The organism is Robertmurraya sp. GLU-23 (genome assembly GCF_052983275.1).
Window position 1 is genome coordinate 39,183 of record NZ_JBRKCV010000008.1, and the last position, 19,735, is coordinate 58,917.

Annotated in this window: 21 protein-coding genes and 1 riboswitch; of the genes, 5 read left to right on the top strand and 16 right to left on the bottom strand. The window is 39.8% G+C overall.

Annotated features, from left to right (window positions below; translation table 11 throughout):
* Positions 1 to 71: 71 nt before the first annotated feature.
* A riboswitch (Lysine riboswitch) is annotated at positions 72 to 252 on the bottom strand.
* Between the two features lie 81 nt (positions 253 to 333).
* From lepB to mscL, 3 genes are all read right to left on the bottom strand, one after another.
* Positions 334 to 873 (bottom strand): signal peptidase I, encoded by a 540-nt coding sequence (lepB, locus tag ACVBAX_RS14085; RefSeq protein ID WP_430776147.1) that lies wholly within the window; start codon positions 871 to 873, stop codon positions 334 to 336.
* Positions 874 to 1,048: 175 nt separating this feature from the next.
* On the bottom strand, positions 1,049 to 1,483 hold the full coding sequence (locus ACVBAX_RS14090) for a DUF4395 domain-containing protein (protein ID WP_447117553.1): 435 nt from the start codon (positions 1,481 to 1,483) through the stop codon (positions 1,049 to 1,051).
* Positions 1,484 to 1,968: 485 nt separating this feature from the next.
* Entirely contained in the window at positions 1,969 to 2,358 is a 390-nt protein-coding gene (mscL, locus tag ACVBAX_RS14095; protein ID WP_119706654.1) for a large conductance mechanosensitive channel protein MscL, read from the bottom strand.
* Positions 2,359 to 2,614: 256 nt separating this feature from the next.
* On the opposite strand from mscL, the gene ACVBAX_RS14100 reads away from it, so the two are divergent.
* Complete coding sequence (locus ACVBAX_RS14100) at positions 2,615 to 3,667, top strand: fatty acid desaturase (RefSeq protein WP_447117554.1); 1,053 nt, start codon at positions 2,615 to 2,617, stop codon at positions 3,665 to 3,667.
* Positions 3,668 to 3,706: 39 nt separating this feature from the next.
* Here ACVBAX_RS14100 and ACVBAX_RS14105 read toward each other — a convergent pair whose 3' ends face one another.
* Positions 3,707 to 4,048, bottom strand: coding sequence for a cupin domain-containing protein (locus tag ACVBAX_RS14105; protein ID WP_447117555.1), 342 nt, complete (start codon positions 4,046 to 4,048; stop codon positions 3,707 to 3,709).
* A 151-nt stretch (positions 4,049 to 4,199) separates the two neighbouring features.
* Here ACVBAX_RS14105 and ACVBAX_RS14110 point away from each other — a divergent pair, with 151 nt between their 5' ends.
* Positions 4,200 to 5,186, top strand: a complete 987-nt coding sequence (locus tag ACVBAX_RS14110; protein ID WP_447117556.1) for a nuclease-related domain-containing protein — start codon at positions 4,200 to 4,202, stop codon at positions 5,184 to 5,186.
* A gap of 223 nt (positions 5,187 to 5,409) precedes the next feature.
* Here ACVBAX_RS14110 and ACVBAX_RS14115 read toward each other — a convergent pair whose 3' ends face one another.
* A complete protein-coding gene (locus ACVBAX_RS14115) occupies positions 5,410 to 6,528 on the bottom strand; it encodes an NAD(P)/FAD-dependent oxidoreductase (protein ID WP_447117692.1) in 1,119 nt (372 codons plus the stop codon).
* Positions 6,529 to 6,734: 206 nt separating this feature from the next.
* Between ACVBAX_RS14115 and ACVBAX_RS14120 the strand changes: the two genes are divergently transcribed.
* Positions 6,735 to 7,931 (top strand): MFS transporter, encoded by a 1,197-nt coding sequence (locus tag ACVBAX_RS14120; protein WP_447117557.1) that lies wholly within the window; start codon positions 6,735 to 6,737, stop codon positions 7,929 to 7,931.
* A gap of 16 nt (positions 7,932 to 7,947) precedes the next feature.
* On the opposite strand, the gene ACVBAX_RS14125 is transcribed toward ACVBAX_RS14120, so the two are convergent.
* The 9 genes from ACVBAX_RS14125 to ACVBAX_RS14165 form a co-directional block, all read right to left on the bottom strand.
* Complete coding sequence (locus ACVBAX_RS14125; protein ID WP_447117558.1) at positions 7,948 to 8,244, bottom strand: 4a-hydroxytetrahydrobiopterin dehydratase; 297 nt, start codon at positions 8,242 to 8,244, stop codon at positions 7,948 to 7,950.
* A gap of 12 nt (positions 8,245 to 8,256) precedes the next feature.
* Positions 8,257 to 8,853: a methyltransferase gene (locus ACVBAX_RS14130; RefSeq protein WP_447117559.1), complete on the bottom strand. Its 597-nt coding sequence runs from the start codon at positions 8,851 to 8,853 to the stop codon at positions 8,257 to 8,259.
* The gene (locus ACVBAX_RS14135; RefSeq protein WP_447117560.1) at positions 8,850 to 10,169 is read right to left on the bottom strand and encodes a glycosyl hydrolase family 28-related protein; all 1,320 of its coding nucleotides are present in this window, start codon (positions 10,167 to 10,169) and stop codon (positions 8,850 to 8,852) included. Before ACVBAX_RS14135 ends, ACVBAX_RS14130 begins: the two co-directional genes overlap by 4 nt.
* Positions 10,170 to 10,336: 167 nt before the next feature.
* Positions 10,337 to 10,588, bottom strand: a complete 252-nt coding sequence (locus tag ACVBAX_RS14140; protein WP_447117561.1) for a YueH family protein — start codon at positions 10,586 to 10,588, stop codon at positions 10,337 to 10,339.
* A 99-nt stretch (positions 10,589 to 10,687) separates the two neighbouring features.
* Complete coding sequence (gene htpG / locus ACVBAX_RS14145; protein WP_447117562.1) at positions 10,688 to 12,565, bottom strand: molecular chaperone HtpG; 1,878 nt, start codon at positions 12,563 to 12,565, stop codon at positions 10,688 to 10,690.
* A gap of 218 nt (positions 12,566 to 12,783) precedes the next feature.
* Positions 12,784 to 13,470, bottom strand: coding sequence for a hypothetical protein (locus ACVBAX_RS14150; RefSeq protein WP_447117563.1), 687 nt, complete (start codon positions 13,468 to 13,470; stop codon positions 12,784 to 12,786).
* On the bottom strand, positions 13,467 to 14,213 hold the full coding sequence (locus tag ACVBAX_RS14155) for a hypothetical protein (protein ID WP_447117564.1): 747 nt from the start codon (positions 14,211 to 14,213) through the stop codon (positions 13,467 to 13,469). Before ACVBAX_RS14155 ends, ACVBAX_RS14150 begins: the two co-directional genes overlap by 4 nt.
* Entirely contained in the window at positions 14,194 to 15,090 is an 897-nt protein-coding gene (locus ACVBAX_RS14160) for an ATP-binding cassette domain-containing protein (RefSeq protein ID WP_447117565.1), read from the bottom strand. Before ACVBAX_RS14160 ends, ACVBAX_RS14155 begins: the two co-directional genes overlap by 20 nt.
* Positions 15,090 to 15,458, bottom strand: a complete 369-nt coding sequence (locus tag ACVBAX_RS14165) for a GntR family transcriptional regulator (protein WP_447117566.1) — start codon at positions 15,456 to 15,458, stop codon at positions 15,090 to 15,092. The genes ACVBAX_RS14160 and ACVBAX_RS14165 overlap by 1 nt, the downstream gene beginning before the upstream one ends.
* 194 nt (positions 15,459 to 15,652) lie before the next feature.
* Between ACVBAX_RS14165 and ACVBAX_RS14170 the strand changes: the two genes are divergently transcribed.
* Positions 15,653 to 16,141, top strand: a complete 489-nt coding sequence (locus tag ACVBAX_RS14170) for a hypothetical protein (protein ID WP_119706639.1) — start codon at positions 15,653 to 15,655, stop codon at positions 16,139 to 16,141.
* Between the two features lie 229 nt (positions 16,142 to 16,370).
* Here the strand turns inward: ACVBAX_RS14170 and ACVBAX_RS14175 are convergent, their stop codons facing one another.
* The gene (locus ACVBAX_RS14175; RefSeq protein ID WP_430776163.1) at positions 16,371 to 16,589 is read right to left on the bottom strand and encodes a DUF2922 domain-containing protein; all 219 of its coding nucleotides are present in this window, start codon (positions 16,587 to 16,589) and stop codon (positions 16,371 to 16,373) included.
* Positions 16,590 to 16,626: 37 nt separating this feature from the next.
* The gene (locus ACVBAX_RS14180; RefSeq protein WP_119706637.1) at positions 16,627 to 16,848 is read right to left on the bottom strand and encodes a DUF1659 domain-containing protein; all 222 of its coding nucleotides are present in this window, start codon (positions 16,846 to 16,848) and stop codon (positions 16,627 to 16,629) included.
* Positions 16,849 to 17,169: 321 nt separating this feature from the next.
* Between ACVBAX_RS14180 and ACVBAX_RS14185 the strand changes: the two genes are divergently transcribed.
* Positions 17,170 to 19,242 (top strand): peptidoglycan D,D-transpeptidase FtsI family protein, encoded by a 2,073-nt coding sequence (locus ACVBAX_RS14185; protein ID WP_447117567.1) that lies wholly within the window; start codon positions 17,170 to 17,172, stop codon positions 19,240 to 19,242.
* Positions 19,243 to 19,735: the final 493 nt, after the last annotated feature.

Below are 19,735 nucleotides of genomic sequence, written 5' to 3' on the forward strand. Positions count from 1 at the left end.
AGAGGCCCTAATAAACATAAAAAAACACACCAAAACGTGAGTACAGTGTGCTTTACAATAAACGCATCAGGCAAATGGATAGTTCAACATAGCTTTTCGAGCTATGACAGTCCTACACCTATTCGATGTAGTCCCAGCTACTATAGTCAGAGAATTATAGTGCTTCGGCGAAAATTCCTTTCAACTGAAATCATGGAGCTCCTCTGGCTCTCATCCAACCTACTAATATTTTTCGCAACCTCTACCTCATCTTGAGCTGATGAGGATCATATTTAATTTAAAATGCTTTACTAGAATAATTCATGAGCGTTTTTATGTCAATGGGATTAATTGCTATTGTACCGTTCGAACATCACTAAACGGATAAAACACAAACTCACTAACTCCGACAATCTTTTCCTTCTTAATAAAACCAAGACCATTCCTTGAGTCCATACTGCGAAGTCGATTGTCACCCAATACAAAATAATGACCTTCCGGAACCATAGTAGGCCCATAATCTCCCGTTAACACACTACCTTGTTCATGCGCCTGCTCCCGATTACTCTCTAAATACTCTTCGCTGTGAACAGCGCCATTGATTAGTAACTGATCATCCCTGATTTCGATCATATCACCAGGCAAGCCAATAATTCTTTTGACGTAATTTTCGCCTTCTCCTTTAATAATCACAATGTCCTCACGTTCAATTTTGTCGGTATTGACTTTGTTAACAAATATTTTCTCTTGATCGTGAAGAGTTGGTTCCATAGAGGCACCATCCACAATATAAGGAGCAAAGACAAATGTACGAACGACGACTACGATAGCGAAAGCAATAAACACCGATTTACCCCAGCTAATTATTTCTTGCCTCTTCTTAGTTTCTCCCATCCTATTCTGCTCCCTTTTTATGTAATAAACTTGTTTACATTTTATCATAATCACTTATTACCCACGGTTACCAAAGCTCACTCTCAGCCCATAAATCGTTAGACAAGATTCACCAAAAATATCTAGGAAATGCCAAATAAAAAAGTCAGCACTAGTGCTGACTTCTCATCTATCCTTATTGCTGACTCTTCAATTTTCTGTATTGATACATTTTCCATTGATAATGAATAAAGCAACCAATACAAAAACCTAAAAGGGCAACGGTCGCAGCAATCGCGACTAATATTGTAAATATATATCCTACCACTGGCAGATTAAAGGCAAACCCCATAAAACCTGCCCCTAAACATAGAATGGCGATTTTTTGATTAAACTGCTGCTGCTCCCAATCTTCTTGCAGGTACGTTGATGGTTCCCTTTTTAAAAACCGCTTCGCTACCTCCATGATTGGATTGATACGAAAAATAACTCCACATACACCTGAAAGTAGAGGAATCAATAAAATCCATTCCATATTTGTCACCCATGTAAGGATAACGGAGAGGACTATGATCGACTGGTTGATTTGCACAAGTGGCTTGGGAATCGTACGAACGACGTTAGCTGACATCTATATCACACCTTTATTATAGGATTAGTTGGTAATTTATTTTACCGAATATCCAGGCATTTGTATACAAATTAGGATGACACTAATAGAAGGAAAAAATGATAATTGGCCTAAATCTTTTCTGTAAAATAAGCGGAGGTTTTCCGGTTAAATGCAAAATGGCGTAGGTTTCGTAGTAAATAAGAGGAGGTTTTCCGATTATGCAAAGCAAAATCCCCCATTTTCGAAGTTTTAAAGTCAATAGGCGGAATCTCTCCGTCTATTGAAGCCTTCTTTAGTAATAGTTACTAGTTTAAACGGAAATGTTCCGTCTATTTATCCGCTCCGGTGCTTAACCTGCTCCCCCAACCGATAAGTGAGGCCCCCACTTGAACCTAGATGCAGGAGTCAGCAACTTTTATGTTAATAAAGAAACTCGCCAATTTGGCGAGTTTTCCTATTTTTATATACCAATAATGATGCTAATACGACATAGCGCTTCTTTTTTACACACCCTTTTGTTGCTGTTGTTCCTTTAAAATATCACGAATTTCCGAAAGCAATTTTTCCTCCGTTGTTGGTGCCTTTACTTCCGATTTTACTTCTTGCTTCTTTCTAAACTTCTGTAATAATCTTATAAAGAGGAAAATGGAAAAAGCAATAATAAAGAAATCAACGACATTTTGTATGAACTGACCATATTTAATGGTTGCATCATCATATGTATATTCGAGCTTTGTAAAGTCAAAGCCCCCTAATAAAAGCCCTACAATCGGCATAAGGATATTGTCTACAAGCGAGCTAACAATTTTACTAAAGGCCCCACCGATAACTACCCCGACAGCCAGGTCAATCACATTTCCTTTTAAAGCAAACTTCTTAAAATCCTGCCACATTTTATGTCCTCCTATTTAAATGTATACATACAGACTAGTATATCTTGAATTAGGGAACGTATGTAAAATTATGCTCATGAAACGAAGATGTCTACATTTTTCGAATTGTTATAGGGTTTTCCAGTCATTTCTTTTGAAATTTTTCTTGAAACATGACATTTGTCATGTCCTACTCTATACATTTATGCCTTTTCATGACCAGCTCATAAACACTACAATAACAGTAGATAAATTCAAAACCTTGTAGGAGGCTTTTATGAGCAAGCAAAAAACGGCTGAATTAAGAAAAAGCGTTGTCCCTTTTGAAAAGTCAGATATAAGTAAAAGTATAAAACAAATGATAAACACATTTATTCCTTTCTTTGGTTTATGGTACTTAGCGTACGCAAGTCTTTCAATTTCTTATTGGCTAACGTTGCCACTCGCTATTGTTGCGGCTGGATTTGTGATTCGAATCTTTATCATTTTCCATGATTGCTGTCACCAATCGTTCTTTAAAAATCGTAAAGCAAACGCCCTAATCGGAAACATCAGTGGGATTATAACGATGTTTCCTTATGAACAGTGGAAGAGAAGCCACAATATCCACCACGCAACAAGTGGAAATTTAGATAAGCGTGGCATTGGTGACATTTGGGTCATGACAGTTGAAGAGTATTTAGCTGCTACACCAACTCAACGTCTTCAATACAGAATGTACCGTAATCCGTTTGTTATGTTCGTTCTAGGACCGATATTCTTGTTCCTTGTTACCAACCGTATTAATGTAAAAGATGCAAAACGTAAAGAGCGTCTCAACACTTATTTCAATAATATTGCGATCGTTGTGTTGTATGCGTTTATGATTTGGTTAGTTGGCTGGAAAGCTTTCCTTCTTGTCCACGCTCCTATTTTGTTTGTTGCTGGTGCATTAGGAATTTGGTTATTTTACGTACAACATCAATATGAAGACAGCTATTTTGAACACGAAGAAGAGTGGAACTATGTGAAGGCGGCTGTTGAAGGAAGCTCTTATTACAAGCTTCCAAAGATCTTGCAATGGGTAACTGGAAACATCGGCTTTCACCATGTGCATCATCTAGCACCTAAGGTTCCGAACTACAATCTAGAAAAAGCACATGAATCAACGCCACCATTACAAAAAGCAACAACCGTTACTCTAGGTACAAGTCTTGAGTCCATTCACTTCAAATTATTTGATGATGAAAATAAGCGCTTTGTAAAATTCAAAGACATTCAACATCTTCTCGAAGAAGGAAAAGCTAGCCTGCACTTAAGCGGAAAGCACCCTACAGCTGACGAGAAATAAATAAAGTAAAATGCTCACCTGGTTAGGTGAGCATTTTTTTTAGATTTCTTTTACATATCTTTCATCTGGAATCTTGTTTAGCATCACATACAAGCTTGTATTTCCCCCACCATTCACGAAAGACATTTCCTCTTCCCCCGTAAAATGAATCACATCATGTTTGGATACAGCCAAACTTTCTCCATCCACACGGAAGGTTCCTTCTCCCTCTACCACCTGAATGAACACATTTGTTCCAGGGTGTTTATGGGCAGGCAGTGCTTGATTTCCCGAAAAGTTTAAGACGAATACCGTACTCTCCCCTTCTTTAAAAATAATTCGTTTCGTAAATTTTTCTTCATTATATGTGATAAAAGTAGATAAGCTTTGTTTTTGCATCATGATCAGTTCCTTTCCTTCTATATGAATCAATCATATCTTGTTACGTAATATTTTGATGTGATTTGAATCAATCTTTTTGAGAAAACGGTAGAGGAAAAAAGGGGGATTTTGTCGAATGCATAGATGATGCTAATAGAAAGGAAGATGCCAATTGATTGTAAAAGAATTAACGGTTCCATTAAAGCTTCAAGCGGTACAGTGTTTAGAAAAAAGAATATTGTCTACTCATCATCAGTATCCACAGATACTAGCTGACTTAGCCAAACGAAAAGCCGGCTATTATGGTGAACGATCTCTCTGTTATTATTTTCACCAACTTCCCCCAACCTCCTATCTCTTTCATAACCTTCGCCTCGAACAACATGAATCTATATTTGAGATGGATGTTCTCATCCTTTTTCCTACCTTTGCATTAATCATTGAAACCAAGAACATTATCGGAGAAATTCATTTTGACTCTCAATTCGGTCAACTTATTCGCACATGGAATGACAAAAAGGAAGCTTTCCCAGACCCAATAGCCCAAGCACGTAGGCACCAATCTCTAATGGGAGATTGGCTCTTTCAACAACTAGGTTATAGCATGCCGGTGGAATACCTAATTGTAGTTAGTAATTCATCTACTATTATTAGTACAGATCCCGGAAAAGCTTATCTTTTTAAGCAAGTCATTCACGCAAATAAGCTCCCTCTACGATTAACGGAGCTACAGTCCAAATATAAAACGGAGATGATGGAAACCTCACAACTTAAGAAATTAAGTAGAAAATTATTAAAGGACCATAAAGAAGCGGAATACGATGTGTTAAAGAAATTCCAAATTCAAGCAGATGAACTTGTAAAAGGAGTTCAATGTCCTAGCTGTCAATTATTTAGGATGCAGCGTAAAAAAGGTCGCTGGACATGCATGAACTGTGGCCATTCAGATCGCCTAGCACATCTTGAGGCGTTGCATGATTATTGGTTACTAATCTCCCCTACGATAACAAATGCAAAATGTCGTGATTTCCTTCAAATTGACTCTCCTTTTGTCGCAAGTCGCCTCTTAAAATCACTACATTTATCTGAAAGTGGAACCCTCAAAGGAAAAAAGTATCATTTTCCGAAAAAAATGAAGTTCTTCCCTGAGAAAAAGTAAGGATTTTTGCGATCCTGAGAATTTATTTGCGATTCTCAGGATTTATTTGCGATTCTGAAATTTTATTTGCGATCCTAGATCCTGGGAACTTATTTGCGCGCCAGGCATTTTATTTGCGATCCTAGGAACTTATTTGCGCGCCAGGCATTTTATTTGCGATCCTGGGAACTTATTTGCGCGCCAGGCAACTTTTTCCCAGAACTTATTTCCGCCCCCCAAACTTCTAATCCCCAATCGCCCCCTCCACCGAATAGCGACTCACATCAAGAACGGTTTCCTCTCCAAGAACGAGTTTTGCGAGCTCGCTACCCAAGAACGGGCCGCTCGTCAGGCCAGAAGCTCCCAGTCCATTTGCGACGAAAACACCTTTCAGTCCAGGAACCGGCCCAATCACTGGTAGAAAGTCGGGGGTAAATGGACGAAAGCCCACTCTCGTTTCAACAACCGTTGCTTCCTCTAAGTCCGGAAACAACTCCAATGCTTTTCCGATCATTTCATTTAAGCCACCAGCTGTGACTCTCGTATCAAATTCTTTATTGTCTTCATGTGTAGACCCGACAACGACGCGACCTTCTTCAAACGTTAGTAAGTACTGATTATTCGGAGGCATAACAACCGGCCAATCGGATGTGTCCACACCCGGTAACTCTAAATGAACAATCTGTGCTTTTTGGCCCGAAACTTGAAAATTCACTCCAACAGGCTCCAACACCTCTCGTGCCCAAGCTCCTGTGGTGACAAGCACTCCATCAGCCTCTAACCGCTCTCCATTAACGACCACGCCGCTCACACCATTATCCTCACATAGGAGTGTAGCATTCCCACGAACGTATTCCGTCCCCAGCTGAACCGCAGCCTTTACTAATGCATCCCTTATGAGTCTTCCGTCTACCCTAGCTCCGCCGGAAACATAGACCGCTCCATATCCTTCTGCAACGGGAGGAAACAACTTCTTTGTTTCTTCATAAGTTAGGATGTTCACCTCACCGATCTCCGGTGCATCCTCTCTCCGTTTGATGGCCCTATCTGCCATTTGTTTCAGTTTTTCCTCATTTGTATGAAGGCTTAAGGCTCCAACTTTTCGATATCCTGTATTCCCTACTCCGTAAGAGGATAATTTTCCAACTAACTCAGGGTAATAACGCGCCCCGTGCTTCACTAACTCATACCATGCCTTATTTCGCCTTTGCGAAATCCATGGGCATATAATTCCCGCGGCCGCATTCGTTGCTTGTCCCACCTCACCACGGTCAACAAGGATCACTTTTACTCCTTTTGATGCTAAATGAAAAGCTGCCGAAGCACCTAATATTCCTGATCCTAATACAATCATTCTTCCCATCATGAACACCTATTTCCTATTGTAATAACATTAATATTACTAAACGTTCTTTATCAGCTCAAATCCTGTGTAACTCAAAAGGATAGTAAATCGAAAAGTCATTGTCTATAATAGATTTATCACCATTTTTATGTAAAAATGTACATATATTTAGGTTAACGAATGAATTATAGAAACGGGATATTCCTGAATGGGAGTGGATGGTTATGAGCACACCTCTTGCGGAACAAGCTCCACCTTCTGAAAAAGGGAAAGAGAAAATATGGACTCGAGACTTTATTCTGATTTGCTTATCTAACTTTTTTGTTTTCCTTGGCTTTCAAATGACATTACCCACCATTCCATTATTTGTGGAAAACCTAGGTGGAAATGACCAGCTGATTGGAGTGGTTGTGGGAATCTTTACTTTCTCGGCCCTTCTAATTCGACCTTACGCTGGGCATGCACTAGAAAGTAAGGGGCGCCGATTTATTTATCTTGTTGGATTAGGAATTTTTGTCTTATCCACTGGAGCATTCGGGATTGCTGGAGGTCTTGTTCTCTTATTTATTTTAAGAATTATTCAAGGAGTAGGGTGGGGACTTTCCACGACTGCTTCAGGTACAATCGCGACCGATCTGATCCCACCCACACGTCGCGGGGAAGGAATGGGATATTACGGCCTTTCTGGTAACTTAGCCCTTGCCATGGGGCCAACACTCGGACTAGCGCTTGTAGGTTATCTTAGCTTTACTGAACTCTTCTTAATTTGCGGAGTACTAGGTGCAGTTGCGGTCGCCTTATCTTCTCGTATACGATTTAAACCCGTAGAACCAGTAACTACAACCAATCATAAAAAGCTCGACCTTTACGAAAAAACCGCCTTGCCTCCTTCGATATTGCTTCTTTTTATCACTGTGACGTTTGGTGGAACCGCTTCCTTCCTTCCTTTATATACAGTGAAAAAGGGAATTGAAGGAATTGAATGGTACTTTCTTCTTTATGCCATTGCTCTTCTCATCTCAAGAACCTTTGCTGGAAAGCTCTATGATCAAAAAGGACATCGCTTGGTATTCCCGGCTGGTTCGATCATGATTATGGCTGCCATGATCCTGCTTGCCTGGGTTCCGAATAGCACGATCCTCTATTTAGCGGCCATTATTTATGGGTTAGGCTTTGGGACCGTTCAACCAGCTCTTCAAGCTTGGAGTGTTCAAAATTCTCCTATTAGTAGGCGCGGAATGGCTAATGCTACCTTTTTCTCCTTCTTCGATTTAGGCGTGGGAATTGGCTCAATCGTGTTCGGACAAATTGCTTTCTATTTAGACTACCATAGCATCTACATCGCATCAGCCATTTCTGTCCTTATTGCAATCCTTCTTTACTACACTGTATTTGGAAGACAAAAGGCGAGAGCGCATTAAGCACTCCCGCCTATTCTTATTCCACAAATTGATCGTAAATTTCATCAAAGATCCTGGCCATTTCTATATCCAGCGAAGTAAGACCTCCTGCATTCCAAGAGCTTAGTTTAATCGTTACTACTTTATAATCAATCGAGATGAACGGGTGGTGATTACGCTGTTCCGAATAATTTGCTAGTTCATTCACAAAGGACACACCCGTTAAATAGTTTTGAAAACGATATTTCTTGCTCATCCATTTACCCTCGTCCCATTTCCAGCCAGGCAAATTTTTCACATATGTAATGATTTCTTGTTCAAGCAATTTCTCCACATACATTCCCCCTTAAAAAGCTAAACCATAAATAGAAAATCTCTCAAACGGATTTGCTTGTGAACAAATCACCTCAGATCTCAGCTGAAACATGCCCATGTTTTCTAAAAAGTCGATATACTCTTCACTTGCATAGTACAAAATCAGCTTGATATCTCGATCATTCTCCTCCACCGATTGAAGGATACGATGAATTATATTCCGAAAAATATGAATAGAGAACGGGTTAAAAAAGTAAAAAATATGATCCTGCTTGTGAATCGGGTATTCCTCTGCAAAACCGAAAAAAAAGTGAATAGAATCATCTGATCCATATTTTTTCCGATAATTTTCTCTATTTTCCAAGGCAAGCCGATAATACTCCTCATTCATTTCCACACCAGTTACCGATGCTCCTGTATAGTGATAAAGAAAGAAATTCAGCCTTCCTTTTCCACAACCAAAGTCCACGATACGGTCAGATGCTTTGAATTCGTACTCACGAATGAGTTGTTGCAAATGCAAATAGGGGGTGGCTTCATACCGGTGAAATTGCAAGGACTTGTAAAATTGGAGTTGTTCACCTGTTGTGACGATATGTAAGCTCTTATCAATATCCTGTTCTCTCATGTTAGCTCCTCTGGTACGTAAAATTTCCCTTTAATCCCACTTGCATGATAAAAACCGTCTATAAAGATTTTATTAAGGAGAACCTGTTGTGCCCGATATTGGATGGCTATAACAGGATGTCCCCCAAAATCATAGCTGGGGTCACCTAGCACAGTAAACTGATTCACTACCACATTACGATATGCCGATATCACCATCGCTCTTGGAGTAGACGCTTCATACAAGGAAGTAAAGATAGGAGCTATGGCAACCAAATTCATGGCTTTTATGTTAAAAGCCGTTTTCGACTCTGGGTCATTTCCTTTATGATGGCCGATATGCCGAAAATTGAAGGCACGATTATCATGAACCGACAGATGTCCAAGGATGGTGACATCGGAAGCCGCTGAAGCATTGTGATGAGCCTTGATTTCTACTCCTCCAAAGCATCTAGTTGTGGTATTGTTTGCAAGCCACACATACCTGGAGCCATCATCTATTTCAATGCCGTTTGAATTCGAAAATCCAGGTTCATGCGCTCTTCCACTCGGATCACATATATGCGAGTTCGATATAAAAATATAATCACTGTGATGAGTGGTCATTCCGTCATCTCCAAATCCATATCCATTGCATTCATCAAGCCAGATATACTGACTTCTCCCTGGACCAATGAATCCGTCTTTTATGTAATAGTAAAGAGTAGAAGAAATGTCAAAAGCATGTAACCCTGCATCAATGGCTTCCACCTTTCTCACCCACCCATATTTCACATGAGCAAAGGTGAAGCAACTCGATCGATTGTTTCCGCTCGCTGTTTTTTCATCGCTTGGTAGTCGTTTGACATTCCAATCTAGGGTCATCCCTTCCACATAAATATGGTGATTCCCACTTATGTGGTGTTTATTGGTGATAAGAATAGCGGATTTTAGGGCATCATGATGGAGTTTAATGGTTGTTTTTCCCTTTCCTGCCCCAACAAGGATCGTGTTGGAGGGAAGTTTGATTCCTTTTGTAACAAATACCCCTTCAGGAATGATGATCTTACAGTTGCCTCGTCCGATTGCTTTTCGAAAAGCATTTGTATTGTCGGAAACTCCATCACCAACTGCCCCAAAGTCGACCACATTTCTTTCGTACTTAATTTCACGTTGAAGCTTGTGTAATTCAACGTCTAGATCTGGAAGCCATGAGGGGATCGCCTCCCCCTTTTCATTTACGAGGGTACTCAGGTTAGTAATTGAAGGACTATGACTGGTGATTTTTTGAAATAGGGTGTCAGTCTCTCGGATCAGTTGATCTAAAGGGGTTGAGTATCTTGACCAACACCGAATCAATTCAGAATTTTGTTCTGGACTATGATGCTTTGTTAGGTGAAGCAGAACCTGTCACCTCCAGGTGAAGATAGTTTATACCTTCATAGTAGTACAACATTCGTTACAATAACAAGGATTGGGTGCAAAATTGAGGGAATAAGTGGGGAGATATCTTAGAAAGGCATTTTTTATCTTCTAAAGAACTGCCTTTCTAATAATTTTACAATGTCTCTCGCTAAACTTTCTGCATTTCCTTCAAATAATTGAAACATTAATGATTGCAAAATATGTTGGAAGTGACTATCCTTTGACCCCTCTGCCGGTAAAAAGATCGACCAGTGTATTTCAGGTATGGCCACAATAAATCCATTTGAATCCAATTTGTTCATATATACATCTGTCACTTTTTCAGAAGAGTGAATAGGCAATTGAAAAATCATCCATTATCACCACCTTTTTCTATATATTTAGTGATTGGAGGTGATTTTTTGAGGGTAATAAAAAAAAGAGCACTCAAATATTGAGTGCCCTTACCTACTTTACACCATAATTTTGCAAATATCGTTTGTAAATTCAACTGGATCTTCGATTGGTAACCCCTCAATGAGCAATGCCTGATTGTAAAGAAGCCCTGTAAACAAGGCGAGCTTGTCCTTATCATTAGCAAACGCATCCTTTAAGGAAGCAAATACTTCGTGGTTCACGTTGATCTCTAACACTTTGTCTGCTTTAACATTTTGGCTATTTGGCATCGCTTGGAGCACTTTCTCCATCTCAATGGACACGTCACCTTCTGTTGTTAAGCAAACAGGATGAGATTTTAGACGCTTGGATACACGTACGGCTTTTACCTTTTCTCCAAGGGACGATTTCATGTATTCAAACAGTTCTGCGTTCTCCGTTTGTTCTGCTGCCTCTTTTTCATCTACTTGCTCTTCAATCCCTAAATCACCACTAGAGACGGATTTGAATTCTTTTTCCTTATAATTCATCAGCATACGAATCGCAAACTCATCAATGTCGTCTGTGAAATAAAGGATTTCATAGCCTTTATCCGCCACAAGTTCGGTCTGAGGAAGCTTTTCAATGCGCTCCACTGACTCACCTGATGCATAGTAAATATACTTTTGATCCTCTGGCATTCTCGACACATACTCATCTAATGTAACAAGCTTCTTTTCCTTTGATGAATAGAACATGAGGAGATCCTGAAGCGTCTCTTTATTGCTACCAAAATCGCTATAAACACCAAACTTTAATTGGCGGCCAAAGGATTGGAAAAAGGCTTCAAACTTTTCACGGTCATCCTTTAACAAGCTTTGTAGCTGACCTTTAATTTTGTTTTTGATATTTTTCGCAATGAGTTTTAATTGGCGATCATGCTGTAACATTTCTCTTGAGATATTAAGAGATAAATCTTCTGAATCAACCATCCCTTTCACAAAGCTGAAATAGTCCGGTAATAGATCGGCACATTTATTCATGATGAGAACACCGTTTGAATAAAGCTCTAAGCCTTTTTCATACTCCTGCGTGTAGTAATCAAATGGAATTTTTTCAGGTATATATAACACTGCATTGTAGCGGACCGCACCATCTACGCTGATATGAATATGCTTTAATGGTTTATCAAAGCCGTAATGTTTTTCCGCGTAAAAGTTTTCGTAATCCTCTGTTGTTAATTCGTTTTTATTCTTTCTCCAGATCGGCACCATGCTATTAATGGTTTGCTCTTCTGTAACCTCTTCGTATTCCGACTCACTGCCATCTTTTAAACGACTGCTCGTAGTATCCATTTTAATGGGGTAACGAATGAAGTCTGAGTATTTTTTAACAATGGATTTGAGACGATATTCTTCTAAGAACTCATCATAGTTATCGTCTTCTGTATTTGGCTTAATGGTCAGGATGATTTCCGTGCCCACTTCACTTTTTTCATACGGCTCAATGGTATACCCATCCGCACCTTGCGACTCCCACTTATAAGCCGTGTCGCTTCCTAGTGATTTGGTGATCACCGTAACCACGTCTGCCACCATGAAGGCAGAATAAAACCCAACACCAAATTGCCCAATAATGTCGTGACCATCCTTCAGCTCGTTTTCGGATTTAAAGGCCAGTGAGCCACTTTTAGCGATGACCCCAAGATTGTTTTCAAGCTCTTCCTTGGTCATACCAATACCTGTGTCGGTAATCGTTAGTTTTCTGCTCTCTTTATCAGCTGCAATCTTTATAAAATAGTTGTCTTTGTCAAAAGTGATGTTATCGTCTGTTAAGGCACGATAATAAATTTTATCAATCGCATCACTTGCGTTTGATAATAACTCACGTAGAAAAATTTCTCTGTGTGTGTAAATGGAGTGAATCATCATGTCTAACAATCTCTTTGACTCTGCCTGGAACTGCTTCTTTTCCATTCAAAAATCCCCTCTCATCAATCAATATATGTAATCCCTTTAGCACTCTACCACTCAGAGTGCTAATCACTAATTAAATATCACAAAAAAGCTCCCCCTGTCAACAGATTAGGGTGACAGACACCGCCCGTGGACAAAATGCCCCTTTTTGTCCACGAAGGGTGTCTGTCACCGTTCGTGGACACTTTGGTCCCTTTTGTTCGCCTGGGGTGGACAGTTTAGTTGACGTATAGTGCTTCGCCTTCTATTTTCAACCCTTCAGGAGCTTTTATATACAACACATCCATTCCAATGTTGCCGTACGAGCTATTTTGAAACAAATCAACCTTTTCTGCGGAGAATTGTTGGAACGGGAAACCACTTGATATCTCCGCTAATGTGACCGATACATGAGAGGGATTCTTGATTTCAAGTTCATTCCCTTGCATCTCTAATTGAACCTCGCCTCGTTTTTCCGTAAGATCCATTCCGTTCACAATAGTTTTTCCGGCATAATGAGTAATCTGAATTTCTTCCCCAATATCCGGGCTTTTCTCTATAAACACTTGAACGTAATAATCATTAACGGGTGTAATTCCAAGCTCGTCACTCACAAGTGGAAATGTCCACTTCTCTACCACATCTAATCCATTCTCCTCTTCAAAGGATCCTCGGAACGCCTCATTCATCACTTGATCCTGAAGCTTCATACTCTTTTCCACTTCCACTTCAGACAGCATGTTGATGGAAGCACTATTCATAGGCAGAATCAACGAAGCACCAGCTAGCAGAATCAGCACACCTACATAACCAAGAAGTAGCAATCTTGTGGTTTTCATTCCAATCCATGCCTTTTTCTTCGATTTGGACAGTTGCGAAACAACTGCAGCGATCACCAAGATTAATAGAATAATGGCCCACATCACATCCCCACCTCCAAACGATTTCCTAACATACAAGCTCCTAGAAAAAATAGTACGGAAGTGATGACACTCTTAACCGTAAATAGAAGAAACGAAGCCTCCATTACATAAAATCTCCCTATATCGACTAATAATGCCCCTTCTCCCACTAAGTACGCTTGGATAGTAATAACAACAATAAGAAGCACCGGAAGTAAAAATGCAACGATCTTATTCATTTGTGCAAGCATTCCAATAAAATAACCAACGCTAGCAAACAGAAGAATATATAGAAAAAATCCTACTAATCCCTTACATACATCTAACGCCGATAGCTGATCGACCGCAACCGAAGGTGTTTTCAATACCTGTGTAACCAGTAATCTTAAAACATAAGTTGTTAATAGCCCTGTTATGGCAGCAATCGCACTTGCTGTCATGAGAAACAATGCATTCGCATAATGGCTTACCTGTCGTGTCGTTACAAAATTGAAGTCATCGTATCTATGCTGTTTTGTGGACAGAGAGATCCCGTTTGAGAAAGCCCAAATCAAAGTAAAAATAGCTACCAAACTACCACTATAGGTTCTTACATCGTAACTAAAGGTACCGGCACTACCTCCCATAGAGCCCGTTCCGCTAATCGAAAACAATACCCCAAGCACTTGGATAAACATAAGAGAGGTAAAAACCCCTAAATAAGCCTGCAGTTTATAGCGATATTGTTTGAAAATCACGTCTTGAACATTACTCTCTGTCAAATACATGATCGATCCCTCCCTTTGACTTGCTAGTTATATACATACATAAATCACTAACGGAAACAGGTGACAGCTCAAGCCCTAGCAACCTTGCTTGCTGCTCTAATTCTCCCCCGCGTTTCACGACCGCATAGGTCTGATCAATCCCAACGGCTTGCTGAAAAATTACCTCATCATTTTTTAATAACACTTCCACAAGGGAAGTTCTTCCGGTAAAACCAACCGCATATTCTTTCAAATTCCCCATGCTTTCATGAAGATGAACGGCCCCTTCTTTTACCAACAAAATCTCCTCAAAGAGTTCCTCCATCTCATTTAACAGGTGACTGGATATGATGATCATTCGTGGAAAGGCTAAATAATCTTTTAGAATAGCTCGGTAAAAATCCTTTCGAACGGCCGCATCCATTCCTGTGGTTGGTTCATCAAATAAGGTTAGTGGCGCCCTAGTTGACAGTCCCATTATCGTGTTGAACGTGCTTCGCATCCCTTTCGAGAGACTAGCGTGGTAGGACTGTTGCGATATAGAAAAATAATCTAATAGCCGATGAGCTAAATCACGATTCCAATTTGGATAGAAGCTTTCGGCAGCCTTTAGAATTTCTTCTAAAGTGAGCGCAGGATTAAAGGTAACTTCATCACTCATAAAAATGGTGTTAGCAGACACTTTTAAGCTATTAAATGGCTCTTCTGACAAAACATTGATCTCCCCAGATGTTTTTTCAAGAAAGCCTGCCATTAGTTTTAATAGAGTGGATTTACCAGCTCCGTTACGACCAATCAACCCTATGATTTTTTCACCCTCTAGAGAAAAAGAGATATTTCTTAAAGCTTGATTCCTTCCATATGTTTTGGTCAGGTTCTTGCATTCAACGATATTCATTACTCCTCCCCCTCCTTTTGAATCATCTCCATTAGTTCTTCCTTACTTACTCCTAATTGACGCGCTTCTCTAACGGTTTCTTCAATGAGCTCCTTCAGTTTGGTGTTGATTCGTTTTGTGAGGATGATCTTCTTTGCCTCTGTAGCCACAAACATTCCAAGCCCTCTCCTTTTGTACAAAATGGCTTCATCCGCTAACAAATTCAACCCTTTTGCCGCTGTAGCAGGATTAATGTTGAACATTTCCGCCAGCTGATATTGAGAGTAAATTTTTTCGTCAGGTCGAATGGAATCACTTAATATCTCCCCTTCAAGATACTCAGCAATTTGTACATAGATTGGCTTCATACTATTTGAGTTTAAGATCACGTTCCTCACCTCCTATATTCATATGGTATGCTAGTGCATTACTGATGTAATGTACTATATATGATAAAAATGGAAAAATCAAGAATATATTGAACAACGTAACAATTTGCAACTTTATTCATTTTTTTTTTTACCGTCCATATAATGTAATGAATGTATTCGAACTAGAAATATGACAGCTTGGAGGAGACCGCATGAATGAGTTTCTCGAAACAATGCAGCGAAAGCTTGGGGAATTAAAAGATCAATCATGGACGGTGGAAAGCCTGCTCGATAAAATTGCAACTGGCACACCTATTCGTATGTCAGAAGAGCTTGTCAACCGCCTGCTACATCTTCAGCCATTAGAAGGAACCTCCAATTTACAATGTTCGTTCGAAGGGGAGCATCTCGTCTTAACAGGAAATACAAAGGTGATGCTCGTACCTGTTCCCTTCCGACTCGAACTGAAACCTATTATGGCAAAAGGCAGACGGATACAGTTTGAAGTAGTCGACTTAAAGCCCAGTCTAAAGGAATCCATGAAAAAGAAACTCTTAAAAGATGCGGATGGAGTCACGTACGAAGATAACAAACTCACTATTAATTTTAATGACATTGAAGTCGTTCGAGACATACCGTTCGGAAAACTAGCTGGTGTTAGGATTAAAGACAAAGTCCTTTGGTGTAAAATTGTTATGTAATAAGAAATGCGGAAGTGCCCGTCTAGCGACGTATGGACTGGAGCGCTCTGACTGAGATAAAGGAAACACGGAGAGCGCTAGCGATCCGATGTTGACTTATCGTAGGGAAGAGAGCGAAGTACACTAGTCGCTGGGCGCTGGAGCTAGACATTGTTCAAAGTCAATAATTTATACTTTCTTCCGTTCCTAAAAAGAGAGTCGGTCAAATTTCAACCGACTCTCTCTATTATTATGCTAATTCATAAGGTGTCACATTTCTCTCAATAACTCTGATACCTTTAGGGGAAACTAGCTGTCCCTTCGCACTATAAAATGCGTTTGAAGCAACAATTTGATCCATCGCAATCTTCACAGCAGCCGTATCAACAGGTTCTTTTGGAGATTCCATACTAATGGTTGTTGTTTCACCTGTTTCAGTTATGAATTGTAATTCCAATGTTTTGGCCAATTTACTCACCTCCTCATGTTTAATCACTCAACTCCACTTACGCGTTTACCAACTCAAAATTGTCAGCTCGTTCAATATTCACTACTGGTAAAGAACAAAGACTTGCTAATGCTTGACCCGCTTGAAAAAGTTGATCCGCAGTAGCCTCCTTACGCACATTACTAAATGTCTTCGTTTTAATGATTACTTCTCCTTTTGAGTTTAGTCCATTTTCAAACAATACTTTAAGCTTCGTATCCATGATCATCGCCTGTGCCATCTCTATCACCTCCTCTCACTTTCTATATAGAAAGAAAAGAGGCATTTGGACAGGTTGTTTATAACTTTTTTTATTTATTCTTTCTACAACTCGATTATGTGGATAATGTGCATAACTTTGTTTATAAAATGTGGATAATGTGGATTATTTGAGTTATATACAGTTTATTAACAACATTTTCACAGTAGATATCCACAACATGTGAGTAACCTGTTAATTAGTCAAAAAATTGAAACTTTGTTGTTATTAAGAACGTCATAGATTATGATAAAAATAGAAATATATACCAGTAGAGTCGTTCCCTTCTAAGGAGTGAAGTTCATGAAGAAAAAAGCAAGCAAAAAGAGACATGTTCCCTTACGAGTAAATCTCCTATTTTTTATTGTGTTTGTCTTATTTGTTATCCTCATTGTGCGCTTAGGCACTGTGCAAATGGTTCAGGGAGTAGCCTACAAGGACGAACTCGAAAGGACCAATGAAATCGTTGTAAGTCAACCTGTTCCACGCGGAAAAATGTACGACCGAAACGGAAGAATAGTAGTTGACAATATTGCTCAAAACGCGATTACATACACAAACTGGGGAGCCAGTCAGGAGGAAATGTTAAAAACAGCAGAAAACCTCTCCAAGCTAATCATGATGGATACAAAGAAAGTGAGAGATCGTGACAAAAAGGATTATTGGATTCTAAAAAATCCTTTATTGGTTAAAGAGAAAATATCCAAATCTGAAGAAGAGGCAATGAGAGATTCAACAGACAGTGAAAAAGAGTTTAACAAAAAATATTATGACACGTTGCTAGAAAGAATCACCGCGGAAGATCTCGCCTCTCTAAAAGAGAAAGATATACAAGTCATTGCCATTTACCGTGAATTTGCGAGTGGATACGAGTATACCCCTCATCTCGTAAAGAATGTTGGGGTAACAGATGAGGAATTCTCAAAGGTTAGTGAGAATCTCGACTTTTTACCTGGGGTAGATACGGTTACGGACTGGGAGCGAACGTATTCATTCGAAAATACCTTAAAAACAATATTAGGAAAAACCACTACTAGTGAAGAAGGGATACCAGCTGAACAGCTAGATTACTATCTCTCTCGTGGCTATAGTAGAAACGACCGTGTCGGAAAAAGCTATTTGGAATATCAATATGAAGATGTTCTGCGCGGAAATAAATCCAAAATTAAATATTTAAAGGACAAATCAGGAAATATCGTCGGAACGGTCCCTGTATCCGATGGTACGCGCGGCAAGGATCTTATTCTAACCATTGATATGGACTTACAGCTCGCCGTTGAAAAAATTCTTGAAGAAGAGCTTCTCGCTACCAAACGTGGATTTGGTGGAACAAAGTTTCTAGACCGCGCCTTTGTTGTATTAATGGATCCAAATACCGGAGAAATCCTAACAATGGCTGGAAAGCTTTTAGCAAGAAGCGAAGAAACGGGTAACCTAGAAATCCAGGACTTTGCACTTGGCAATATCACTACTTCTTATAATGTCGGTTCCTCCGTGAAGGGAGCAACCGTGCTTACCGGATACCAAACGGGCGCTATTTCTCCAGGTACTTCCCTTTATGACGGACCAATCTCCATTAAAGGAACTCCCGTGAAAAAATCTTGGAGAAATATGGGTACGATTAATGACTTATACGCATTAGAACAATCCTCTAACGTCTATATGTTCCGTACCGCTATAAAAATTGGAGGAGCACAGTATGTACCAAATGCTCCATTAAGCTTAGCTCCAGATACTTTTTCAAAAATCAGAGATTCCTTTGCTCAATTTGGCTTAGGTGCAAAAACAGGAATTGACTTACCAAATGAAATGACCGGCTTTAAAGGCCCTTCAACGAAGCCAGGTTTTGCCCTTGACTTGGTCATTGGACAATACGATACGTACACAACGATGCAGCTTGCTCAATATGCCGCAACGATTGCTAACGGAGGCTACCGTATTCAGCCCCATATTGTAAAAGAAATCCGTGAGCCTGGTACGACTAGTGATAAGCTTGGCCCCGTTTACCAAGAAATCCAACCAAATATCTTAAATCGTGTAAGCATGAAGGACGAATGGGTCGAACGAGTTCAAACCGGCTTCCGCCGAGTGATGACCTCCGGAACAGGAGCTAAAGCTTTCGGTTCTGCCCCTTACAGCCCGGCAGGAAAAACAGGTACCGCTCAGTCCTTCTATGATGGACCAGACCGTGATCAGTACCCAAAGAATGCACCACCTGAAGTGATGAATGTTAGCTTAGTCAGCTACGCCCCATCAAGTAACCCGGAGGTAGCCATGGCCGTCATTGTTCCATGGGTGTATACAGGAGACACAGGTCCCTCTCCGAACTTAACCATCGGGCGCAGGGTATTAGATACGTATTTTCAGATGAAATAGACTGAACTCCCGCATGGTCGCGGGAGTTTTTTCATTTAGAGGGGAGTTTTGACCCTTCGCAACGAATTATTGATGGTTTAAAATGGATTTTTTAATAGATTGATTGTGATTCTGGCGATTTACTTGCGATTCTCGGATTTTATTTGCGATCCTGGAAATTTATTTGCGATTCTCGGATTTTATTTGCGATCCTGAAAATTTACTTGCGATTCTCGGATTTTATTTGCGATCCTGATCATTTATTTACACCCACAAAACCTGTCCCCTTCCAAACCTATAAGCTCCCCTTATCCCCAATCATAATATTTCCATATTGTACTTATTACCACTTTCTTCCTACACTTAAATCGAACAGAAGCCTGTTCAATCTCATCTAGTAGAAACAAAAGCATCCTAATTTCTTAATCATAGAATGGAACCACTTTCCATTCTATTTTTTTTTATAAAAATGAAACCCTTTCTTCTCTCACTCGTATACAATAGAGTAGTAGAA